Origin of the sequence: Pseudorhodobacter sp., from assembly GCF_030452865.1 — a bacterium.
Taxonomy (GTDB): Bacteria; Pseudomonadota; Alphaproteobacteria; order Rhodobacterales; family Rhodobacteraceae; genus Pseudorhodobacter.
On the sequence record NZ_JAKDLJ010000108.1, the window covers coordinates 1 to 9,576 of the forward strand.

Annotated in this window: 10 protein-coding genes and 3 pseudogenes; 4 read left to right on the top strand and 9 right to left on the bottom strand. The window is 59.6% G+C overall.

Annotated features, from left to right (window positions below):
- A pseudogene (locus L0H65_RS08435) lies at positions 1-366 on the bottom strand (hypothetical protein); the annotation flags it as partial.
- Positions 367-744: 378 nt separating this feature from the next.
- On the opposite strand from L0H65_RS08435, the pseudogene L0H65_RS08440 reads away from it, so the two are divergent.
- Positions 745-1,242, top strand: a pseudogene (locus L0H65_RS08440) (IS5 family transposase); the annotation flags it as partial.
- Positions 1,243-1,581: 339 nt separating this feature from the next.
- Here L0H65_RS08440 and L0H65_RS08445 read toward each other — a convergent pair.
- Positions 1,582-1,914 carry a hypothetical protein gene (locus tag L0H65_RS08445; RefSeq protein WP_301458435.1) on the bottom strand — a complete coding sequence of 111 codons (333 nt, stop codon included), beginning with the start codon at positions 1,912-1,914 and terminating at the stop codon, positions 1,582-1,584.
- A 426-nt stretch (positions 1,915-2,340) separates the two neighbouring features.
- On the opposite strand from L0H65_RS08445, the gene L0H65_RS08450 reads away from it, so the two are divergent.
- Both L0H65_RS08450 and chrA read left to right on the top strand, forming a co-directional pair.
- The gene (locus L0H65_RS08450) at positions 2,341-2,733 is read left to right on the top strand and encodes a MerR family DNA-binding protein (protein WP_301458436.1); all 393 of its coding nucleotides are present in this window, start codon (positions 2,341-2,343) and stop codon (positions 2,731-2,733) included.
- Positions 2,733-3,950 carry a chromate efflux transporter gene (gene chrA, locus L0H65_RS08455; protein ID WP_301458444.1) on the top strand — a complete coding sequence of 406 codons (1,218 nt, stop codon included), beginning with the start codon at positions 2,733-2,735 and terminating at the stop codon, positions 3,948-3,950. Before L0H65_RS08450 ends, chrA begins: the two co-directional genes overlap by 1 nt.
- Positions 3,951-3,994: 44 nt before the next feature.
- Here chrA and L0H65_RS08460 read toward each other — a convergent pair whose 3' ends face one another.
- From L0H65_RS08460 to L0H65_RS08470, 3 genes are all read right to left on the bottom strand, one after another.
- Entirely contained in the window at positions 3,995-4,381 is a 387-nt protein-coding gene (locus L0H65_RS08460) for a hypothetical protein (protein WP_367651982.1), read from the bottom strand.
- A 306-nt stretch (positions 4,382-4,687) separates the two neighbouring features.
- Positions 4,688-5,152, bottom strand: coding sequence for a M20/M25/M40 family metallo-hydrolase (locus L0H65_RS08465; protein WP_301458437.1), 465 nt, complete (start codon positions 5,150-5,152; stop codon positions 4,688-4,690).
- Positions 5,153-5,457: 305 nt separating this feature from the next.
- Complete coding sequence (locus L0H65_RS08470; protein ID WP_301458438.1) at positions 5,458-5,814, bottom strand: MliC family protein; 357 nt, start codon at positions 5,812-5,814, stop codon at positions 5,458-5,460.
- A 217-nt stretch (positions 5,815-6,031) separates the two neighbouring features.
- Between L0H65_RS08470 and L0H65_RS08475 the strand changes: the two genes are divergently transcribed.
- Entirely contained in the window at positions 6,032-7,144 is a 1,113-nt protein-coding gene (locus L0H65_RS08475) for a maleylacetate reductase (protein ID WP_301458439.1), read from the top strand.
- A 103-nt stretch (positions 7,145-7,247) separates the two neighbouring features.
- Here L0H65_RS08475 and L0H65_RS08480 read toward each other — a convergent pair whose 3' ends face one another.
- The 4 genes and pseudogenes from L0H65_RS08480 to L0H65_RS08495 form a co-directional block, all read right to left on the bottom strand.
- Entirely contained in the window at positions 7,248-8,207 is a 960-nt protein-coding gene (locus L0H65_RS08480) for a pirin family protein (protein WP_301458440.1), read from the bottom strand.
- 119 nt (positions 8,208-8,326) lie between these two features.
- A complete protein-coding gene (locus L0H65_RS08485) occupies positions 8,327-8,626 on the bottom strand; it encodes a GNAT family N-acetyltransferase (RefSeq protein WP_301458441.1) in 300 nt (99 codons plus the stop codon).
- A 101-nt stretch (positions 8,627-8,727) separates the two neighbouring features.
- Positions 8,728-9,336 (bottom strand): alpha/beta hydrolase, encoded by a 609-nt coding sequence (locus L0H65_RS08490; protein ID WP_301458442.1) that lies wholly within the window; start codon positions 9,334-9,336, stop codon positions 8,728-8,730.
- A 10-nt stretch (positions 9,337-9,346) separates the two neighbouring features.
- Positions 9,347-9,576: pseudogene (locus L0H65_RS08495) on the bottom strand (VOC family protein); the annotation flags it as partial.

Here is a 9,576-nt window from a genome sequence, read left to right on the forward strand (position 1 = left end):
GTCTGCCTCAGCGGCGGCAGCTTCGGCATCAGCCTTGGCTTTGGCGTCAGCCTCGGCGGCGGCGGCTTCGGCGTCAACCTTGGCTTTGGCGTCTGCGTCAGCGGCGGCGGCTTCGGCGTCAGGCTTGGCTTTGGCGTCAGCCTCAGTGGCGGCTTTTGCAATGCTTTCGTCAATCTTTTGCGATTGCGCAATCAGTTCGGGATCAGTTGGATCGCAAACGATATCCGCATTCGGCTCACACAGCACCGTCCCATCTGCGGCGATAACGGTCCCTTCCTTTGTCAAGGTTTGGGCCAACAAAGGCCACGGGTGCACATTCATCAGAGCAACCGACAAGGCCGCAGTGGAATTCAGAAAACGCCTCATGAAACATCCTTTCAGGTAATTTCGCCGTCGGCAAACAGGCAAGATTCGCGCGCCGTCGCGCACTCACGGCAGTTGCACTCACATCTGTCTGATATGCGATATCAATGGCCGCCAACCCGCCGCTATCGTTTGGCATAGACAAAACAGTTGAAACTTAACGCCTTGGAATACAAAAGGTTCCATGCATCAGGGGCGTTTTGCGGGCGGTTTCGCTGATCGTGATTGCACATTAAACTTACTTGCTCGAATTGCGACACTCGGGACCATTAAGGAACTTACTATTAATTGATTGGGAGGATTGTACATCTCCTGGGCGTTGTTGCACAACTCTGACCGTGGACGATTCACGTTGTGATTCCATGCGGTTAGAAAAGCCGAATGAGCAAGCCATCACCCGTCCGCTACCGCACCACGAACTGGTCCAGTTATACAGCCTCGCTGAAGAAGCGTGGGTCGCTGCTGATCTGGCTGGACAAGGACATGACCTGGCTTGCGCCGCATGACGGCAGTCCCGGTCGGCCCGCAGTGTTCTCTGATGCGGCCATCCAGTTTTGCCTGACGATCAAAGTTCTGTTCAAACTGCCGTTGCGGCAGACGACCGGCATGGTGGCCAGCCTGCTGAAGATGACGGGCCTGGACTGGTTGGTGCCGGATTATACGACTCTGTGCAGGCGGCAAAAGACGCTGACCGTCCAGATCCCCTATCGACGTGCCGATGGGCCGCCGAACCTGCTCGTCGATAGCACTGGGATCAAGTTCCTGGGCGACGGCGGGTGGCAGGCCCGGAAGCATGGTGTTCAGGGCCGCCGTCAATGGCGCAAGGTCCATCTGGCCATGGACACGGCCACGTCTGACATCCGGGCGGTGGAGTTCACTCCCAGGCACCATCCCCTCAGGGCGCTCACACGATCCCGTCGTTCCGTTTTCTTCCTCGTTAAATGTCTATTTGGGAGATGGCACGACTCATTGCAGATGCTGTTCAAACGAACCGATAGGCTGTGTTATTTTTCGCGAGACGTGCACAGAGGGAATGCGAAGTCAAAGAAGTCAAAACGATCACCTGTCTGGGTATCGGGTGCTCGATGCAGCCGTACCTTCTATAGTGACCGCACTCGTCAGACTGGGCCGGACACAATTTGAGGTCAAATGGCAAAATTTCCCTCTTCGCTCCGAAATCGGCGCGGTGCGCGCAGCAAAAGAAAGCCCTTTTCTACGTCAAACACAAGAGTGAATAGCCGTGAGTTCCCATCCCCAAGTCTGAAGACCGCGATGCGCCATTCGACTTGATGGGCGCAGACGGAAGTTTAATCCGCCAAAATACCGCATGAATTTTGATTGATCGTTATGGCGGGTCTCGGCGCTGCATTGCTGATTGCGGGCAAGGACCGTCTTGGGCCGTCTGCGAAGTATTGGAGGCCTACACATTGTCGCCTTGGCGTCGATCTCGGTCAGAATGTCAAAACCCTTGTCGGCCAGCGCCGCCCGGGTCCGCGCGTCAACGGCGTCAAAACCGGCGTCCGCTATCAGGCGGTTGATTGTATAGCCCATTGTGTTTTCCTTTCCGTTCATTTGCGCAGGTATTTGACCAGAGCGGCAAGGGCGAGGCCGACCAGCACAAGGATGACGATCATCCAGAGCCAGCCGAAACCCATGCCCCACCCCATACCATATCCGTTCATCATCATTCTCTCCATCTCGGCGGGTCGCCGCGCGACCTGCAATAATGGCTTTTAAGCACTGCTGCGTTTGCAGCTTTCCAGCTCCAATCATTTCAGAGTTGCGACCTGAACCACGATACACATGGCCCCTCCAGTTACTGGCAGGTCAGGGACATCACAAAGGAATTGACTTTCCGCCGCAAAGGATGCGCCAACGGGCAAAATCTGCGTTCCAGCTTAGCAGAGTTCCGAGTTGAGGCTTCCCTGTCCTTACAGTTGCTGTAAGTTTAGAAACTGTCTTTCGGAGGCTGGTGCCATGTATATCGGGAATATTGCACAGGCAAGCGGACTGCCTGCAAAGACGATCCGCAACGACGAGGAAATCGGGCCGATTAAACCGCTACGAGGGGCAAACGGGTACCGCGCGTTCCGAGAAAGTCATTTGCACAGACTGGCCTTTCTTGCGCGGGCGCGATCGCTGGGCTTTTCGATTGAGGATTGTCGCGCACTGCTGTCGCTCTACGAAGATCGGGGCCGTGCCAGCGCCGATGTCAAACATCTGCCCCATGATCACATTGGCAGGATCGAATGGAAAATCATCGAACTCAAACCCGTGCACCGTAGCCTTTCTGATCTTGTGATGCGTTGCCATGGCGACGCCAACCCCGGCTGCCCAATCCCCGACAATCTGGCAGGGACAGGTTCATGATGACATCTGGCCAAGCTGTTCCGCAGGGCGATCCCCGCTCCAACGGCACGCCGGTTGAAGTCTTTCGGGTCTTCCTGAAACTGGGGCTCACGTCTTTTGGCGGCCCGATTGCCCATCTTGGCTATTTCCGGGACGAGTTGGTTACGCGGCGCAAATGGATCGACGAGGCGGGATATGCCGACCTGGTGGCGCTGTGCCAGTTCCTGCCCGGCCCGGCCAGCAGCCAGACAGGTTTCGCACTTGGGCTGTTGCGTGGTGGCCCGCTCGGCGCGCTGGCCGCATGGGCGGCGTTCACGCTGCCATCTGCACTCCTTCTGGTCCTGTTCGCCTTCGGGGCCACCGCGTTCGCGGGGCCTGTTGGTCTTGGCCTTGTTCACGGTCTGAAAGTGGTCGCCGTGGCCGTGGTGGCGCAGGCGGTCTGGGGCATGGCGCGGACCCTTGCGCCCGATCGTGCGCGGGCCAGCATCGCGCTTGCCGCCGTGCTGATCGTGGTCTTTGCGGGCGGATCCATGGGTCAGATCGCCGCCATCGTGATCGGCGGTCTGGCGGGACTTTGGGCCTGTCACGGCGAGCCCGCGCCAATGGCCGGACATCTGCAGTTTCGCGTGCCAAAGTCGGTTGGCCTCGGCGCGCTCGCGGTTTTCGCCCTGCTGCTTGTCTTGTTGCCACTGGCGGCCAGCCTGTCGCAAGGCGTGGCCCTGTTCGATGCCTTCTACCGGTCCGGGTCGCTGGTATTCGGGGGTGGCCATGTCGTGCTGCCACTGTTGCAGGCCGAGGTGGTGCCACAGGGTTGGATCGGCAATGACGCCTTCCTTGCCGGATACGGCGCGGCACAGGCCGTTCCCGGGCCACTGTTCAGCTTTGCGGCCTATCTCGGGGCGGTTGCGGGGCCCGCGCCTAATGGTTTCCTCGGTGCCGCCATTGCCCTGGTGGCCATCTTCGTTCCGGGCTTTCTGCTTTTGATTGGCGCGCTACCGTTCTGGGATGCGTTCCGGTCACGCCTCCCGGCACAGGCCGCGATGCGCGGCGCGAATGCGGCTGTCGTCGGCATTCTGGGGGCCGCCCTTTACGATCCGGTCTGGCAAAGCGCGATCCTGACACCGCAGGATTTCGCGCTGGCCCTGACTGCATTCCTCCTGCTCACCGTCTGGAAGGCAGCACCTTGGATCGTGGTTGTCCTGACCGCGGCCGGAGGGGTTGCGCTTAGTCTCATCTGACGGCGGCGGTGGACAATCAAATCCGTTCGCCTTGAGTACTCTGGCTAGGTCGACCTTGCCTGCGCGGGCCACATCCGATGCAATTCGTCTATGATGACCGGATGGCGATGCGGATTGGCCCCATGTGCGTGCAGATGCGGATGATCTGGCGCCAACTCGGGATGGGTGTGGGCGATGTCATCGACCAAATCGGCGGGCCAAAGCCTAGTTGCGGCAACGATGCCAATCACGGCCAATCCCGCCAGAATCAGGAAGGTCCTGCCCAGCCCGAACCTCGCTCCCGCCCAGCCAGCGAGCGGATAGGTCAATAGCCAGCACGCATGTGACAGGGCGAACTGCGCGGCGAAAATTGCCGGCCGGTCTTCGGGCTGGGCGGACCTGCGCAGCAAGCGCCCGGTAGGGGTTTGCGTCAGGCTGTAGCCAAAGCCCAAGGTCAGCCAAAGGGCGGCAAGTGCGGGCAGCGAAGCAGTCGATCTGCCTTCAGACGGCGTCGGCGGATGTTTCTGTTGCCCAAGTGGCGCGGCGTTATGCGCTGAATGCCAACATGATCTTCAAATGGCTGAGGGAAACGCGCTAAGCGCCGGGATCGGCGTCAGTTGCTGCCGATGCACCGATCTTCTTGCCGGTTGAGATTGTGAACCCGGCCCGTTCGGAAGTTGCACGGGCGGTCTTGTCCGCCAGCGCCTTGCCCGACTGTCTGCTTGAGATGGAGATTGTCGGCGCGCGTCGACTTCGTGTCAGCCATCGGCTTTCTTGACAACTGCATGAAGCAGCATGTTCAGGGCCGCCACGAAATCCTCGGGGTCGCAGGATTCGTTGTTGTTGTGCGTGATCCCTTTTCTGCAGGGCGTGAAGATCATCACGGACGGGCAGTAAGTGGCCAGGTGATAGGCATCGTGGCCCGCCTGGGACTGGATATCGCGCCAGTTCCAGTTCTGGCGCACCGCCTCGTCGCGCACCAGCGCAATCAGCCCGGCGTCGAAGATGTCGCCGCCCCATTCCCATTCGTCCTCGACCTCCAATTCGCATCCCGCCATCGCCGCGGCGCATTGGGCGGCGCGGCGCGTCTTTTCGGCCATGACGCGGGCCGTGGACGGGTCGGGGTGGCGGACGTCGGCCACGCATTGCGCGCTTTCCGACAGGATGCCCGGCTTGTTCGGCCACGCCGCCAGACGCGAGCCGGTGGCCTTTCCGTCAAGCACCGCGAACTCCCAGCCGATCTCGCCGCCGGGCGTATGGCCGCAGTGCTGCCGGACTGGTCCGCGCCGGAGATATGGCTGACGCTACATTATCCGCCTTATGAGCAGTTGCCGCTGCGGGTCGCGACCTTTTCAGACTTTTTTGAGGCCCATATCAATGAGACCTGTCCGCTTTGACCGCCGCCCTTGCCGCGGGTTTTGGTAGGCCAGCAAGGGGCCGGTTGGCGTTTGGCCCGGTTATGTTTCGCCATAGGGAGCTACCATAATCGGGCCGTGTTTCGTGACGCTATACAACCATTGCCTTAGGTTTAGGGCGCGGCATCTTGCGATTTACACTCCTGAAGGCTGCCTTGCGTCAACTCATTTTCCAGCGTTGCGGTATCGCCTTTGGTCCACCACACATGCGCGCCCGACACGTATTTTGCGCCCGAGGCCGAAACCACGTTGACGAAGAGACGCTCTTCCCCGTCAATCGGCAAAATGGCCAGTGCGTTTGCACCCGTATTCACATATTGAACTGCAAAAGCCTTTTCGTCGCCGCAGGCATAGGTTTGCGACAAGACACTGTCCGTTGTCCCGATTTTGAGGGGGATGGAAAGGGTGGCTTGTGCGGCAGCAGCGCTGGCGCTTGCAAGCATAGCGATGAGCAAAAGACTGGTACGCATCTTGTATTCTCCTGATTTCAAAACGCTTTAGAATGTTGTATAGTCTGGGCGCGCGCGCTTCGGCAAGCTGTGCCGCCTACACCAAGGCGTGATCACAGGATCTTGCAGATCACATCGGCGGGTGCTTTGAACTTGCCAGAACCCCATGCTGTCATCTGACCCAAGGCGCAGTCGCATCCGTTTGCGCGGGCCTATATACGGGACAATGACAGTCAAGATGTCTGAACAAAGCAAGCCCCCCAAGCCGGAGGAATATCACGTGACGCCAGCCCAAAAAACCGCGTCAGATGCAACTGCTGCCCGCGTTCAATTCGGTGCGGGTATCCGCCTGACCATTGCGTCCGAGGTAGCGCGACTTGGTGCCGCCCGTGCCCTGATCCTGACCACGCCCGGACGATCCGACGTCGCGAAGGAAATCGCTGCCGCGTTGGGCACAGCCGCCGTAGGGACATTTAGCAAGGCGCAGATGCATACCCCCGTCGCGGTGACGCTTGAAGCACTGGACTATCTGGAAACCTGCGCCGCCGATTGCCTGATCGCAATCGGAGGCGGGTCAACAACCGGCCTGAGCAAGGCACTCGCCTACAGGACGGACCTGCCCCAGATCATCATCCCGACCACCTATGCAGGCAGCGAGGCAACGCCGATCCTTGGCCAGACGGAAGGCGGCGTTAAAACCACCCTTAGCGACCCGAAGGTGTTGCCGGAGGTTATTCTTTATGATGCAGAACTTGTGGTGACATTGCCGGTCGCACTGACAGTCACGTCCGGGCTGAACGCAATGGCGCATGCAGCTGAAGCACTTTACGCACCCAACCGGAACGCGGGTTCTGACGCCCTGGCGGTACAGGGGTTGGCGGCGTTTGTGAAGGGCCTGCCTCAGGTCTTGGCAGACACTACAAATCTCCGCGCGCGTGAGGGCACGTTGCGCGGTGCCTGGGCTTGCGGGACAGTGTTGGGGCAGGTGGGCATGGGCCTGCATCACAAGCTGTGCCATACTTTGGGGGGCAGCTTTGATCTGCCACATGCAGACACCCATGCCATTATCCTGCCCCATGCCATTGCCTATAATGCGCGCAGTGCCGCCGCCTTGCTGGCCCCGATTTGCGAGTTGCTGGGCGGCGATAACGCGGGGCTGGCGCTTTATACATTTGCAAAATCGCTTGGCGCGCCCCGGGCGCTGCGTGATCTGGGCCTGAAGGAGACCGACCTTGATCACGCCACCATGCTGGCCACGTCAAAACCCTATCCCAACCCGCACCCTGTCACGGCCCCTGATATCAGGGCGCTTTTGCAAGCGGCATGGGCGGGTGATGCTCCTGAAGTCTAGCGAAACGTTATTGGCAGGTGAACAACGGAGCCAAAAACGCTGAAATCTGCGGCGGTGACGGGATGTGATGCCAGCCGACACCACAGTGCCGGCTGGTAAACGCCTAATCCTTCGGGCGCGTCCGGTCCAACTCGGGGCTGATCGGGATGAACTCCGCATCATCGCCCGGCGGCAGTTTGAACGGGCCATTCTGCCAATCTGCGGCCTTCCAATCCTCTTTGGCCTGTTCTATTCGATCCTTGGAGGAGGAGACGAAATTCCACCAGATATAGCGTTTCTCATTCAGCGTGGCCCCGCCAAGCGCCATCAGCCGCGCCCCTTGCGGGCCAGCCTTTACCGAAATCCGGTCACCGGGACGAAAGACCATCATGCGGCCCGCGTCAAAGCTGTCTCCTGCAACTTCGATGCTGCCTTCGGTCACATAGATCCCGCGATCTTCGTGGTTGTCGGGCAACGGAAAAGCCGCGCCTGCCGCCAGCACCACATCCAGATAGAACGTTTCGGATTGCATCGTCACCGGGCTGGTTTGCCCGTAAGCCGTGCCAAGGATCAGCCGGGCGGTGCTACCGGTGTCGGTGATGACGGGCAGTGCCGCCTCCTTGTAATGCTCGAAATCCGGGGCCATGTCTTCGCGGTCTTCGGGCAGGGCGATCCATGTCTGGATACCGAACAGCTTATGCCGCGTGGCGCGGGTTTGCGCGCTGGTGCGTTCAGAATGGGTGACGCCGCGCCCTGCGACCATCCAGTTCACTTCGCCGGGATAGATCATCTGATGCGTGCCCAGGCTGTCGCGGTGTTCGAATTCGCCTTGGTACAAATAGGTAACGGTGCCCAGACCGATATGCGGATGCGGGCGCACGTCAATGCCGCCATCGGTGATGAATTCGGCAGGGCCCATTTGGTCGAAAAAGATGAACGGCCCAACCATCTGCCGCTTGGGGGAGGGCAGGGCGCGCCGCACCTCAAACCCGCCCAGATCATGGGCGCGCGGGATGATCAGCGTTTCAATTGCTGCGCTATCGGATAGCGGACATTCGGGGTTTTGGGTTGGGTTCCAGCTCATAAGATATCTCCTGTATTTGCGTGCGAAATAACGTTCACGTCATCGCAGCGGTCATTTTGGTAGAGCGTGATGCGCCGCTCTCGGTCCGTCACACTGTCGATCCAGTGTGGTGACTGGTTTTACCACTGGATGACATCGGCCAAATCCTCGCGGTGTTTTTTTGCATGCGCGCGCACAAAGGGGCAAAGCGGAACGATGCGCTGACCCTTTGCGCGTGCATCGGCGATCAGTTGATCGACCAAAGCACGCCCAATGCCAAGCCCGCGCATGCTATCTGGAACAGCCGTGTGATCGGCGATGATCAATGTGGGTGATACTTTGGAGGTCGTCAATTCAGCTGCGCCTTCAACACCGGGCAGGGTGGCCGCATAACGGCCTTTGGTTTCGGTCTCGGTATAGATCATTTTCACTTCAGTCATGGGTTGCCTCCTCATGGTCAAAAAGCAATTCAAGATCGGTCAAGCCCCTTCCCGCAGACGCGCCTGTGGCGCTCACATGCGAAACGGCCCATCACCGGCGCTTACGGCGCTGTCAGCAGGGTTTGAAGCGCCGACACCTCCGGCTGGCGCAACTCGTGGCCGCCATCGTGGATATGTGTGGAAACCTCGGCACCTTGCGCCGCAAACCAGTTGATCAGTTTTTGGCTTAAGGGCCACGGACAAATCGGATCGTGTTTTCCGGCGGTGATCAGGACTTGGCTGCCATCAAGTGCAGGACTGGCCTGTGGTTGCCATGGGATCAGCGGATGCAACAATCCGATCCGCGCAAACAGATCGGGATGCGCCATCGCAACAGAGGCCAGAATATTCGCCCCGTTCGAGTAGCCAAAGCCATAGACCGGCGCATCAGGGTACTGTGCCTTGTGAGAGGCCACAAAGGCGGCCATCGCCTTGGTGCGCTGTGTCAGATCATCCATATCATAGACACCCTCAGCGGTGCGCCGAAAGAACCGCGCCGCCCCCATTTCCGAGACATCACCCCGGGGCGAGACAACGCCTGCCCCCGGATAAAGTTGCTGTGCCAGATCAAAGAACTGATGCTCGTCGCCGCCGGTGCCGTGAAAGGCAAAGATCAGCGGCGCGCCGGCCTGCGGCGCTTTTGTCCGCGCGTGGTGGGTTTTGGTCGACATAGCATCCTCCTTATGGGGCCAGCGGGGGCAACAGGCGTTCAATCTCGGCGCGATGCTGCTCATAGCGGGTGGGCAGCATCAAAGCCTGACCCAGATTGGCGGTGTCTTCGTCGCGGTCAAAGCCCGGCTCATTGGTGGCAACTTCGAACAGGATGCCACCGGGTGTGCGGAAATAGATCGCCCAGAAATAGTCACGGTCGATCACAGGTGTCACCTGATAGCCCGTATCCAAAAGGGCTT

Coding starts and splice junctions, on each gene's coding strand:
- L0H65_RS08445 (WP_301458435.1), bottom strand. CDS start 1,914: ATGGGCTATACAATCAACCGCCTGATAGCGGACGCCGGTTTTGACGCC.
- L0H65_RS08450 (WP_301458436.1), top strand. CDS start 2,341: ATGTATATCGGGAATATTGCACAGGCAAGCGGACTGCCTGCAAAGACG.
- chrA (WP_301458444.1), top strand. CDS start 2,733: ATGACATCTGGCCAAGCTGTTCCGCAGGGCGATCCCCGCTCCAACGGC.
- L0H65_RS08470 (WP_301458438.1), bottom strand. CDS start 5,814: ATGCGTACCAGTCTTTTGCTCATCGCTATGCTTGCAAGCGCCAGCGCT.
- L0H65_RS08475 (WP_301458439.1), top strand. CDS start 6,032: ATGTCTGAACAAAGCAAGCCCCCCAAGCCGGAGGAATATCACGTGACG.
- L0H65_RS08480 (WP_301458440.1), bottom strand. CDS start 8,207: ATGAGCTGGAACCCAACCCAAAACCCCGAATGTCCGCTATCCGATAGC.
- L0H65_RS08485 (WP_301458441.1), bottom strand. CDS start 8,626: ATGACTGAAGTGAAAATGATCTATACCGAGACCGAAACCAAAGGCCGT.
- L0H65_RS08490 (WP_301458442.1), bottom strand. CDS start 9,336: ATGTCGACCAAAACCCACCACGCGCGGACAAAAGCGCCGCAGGCCGGC.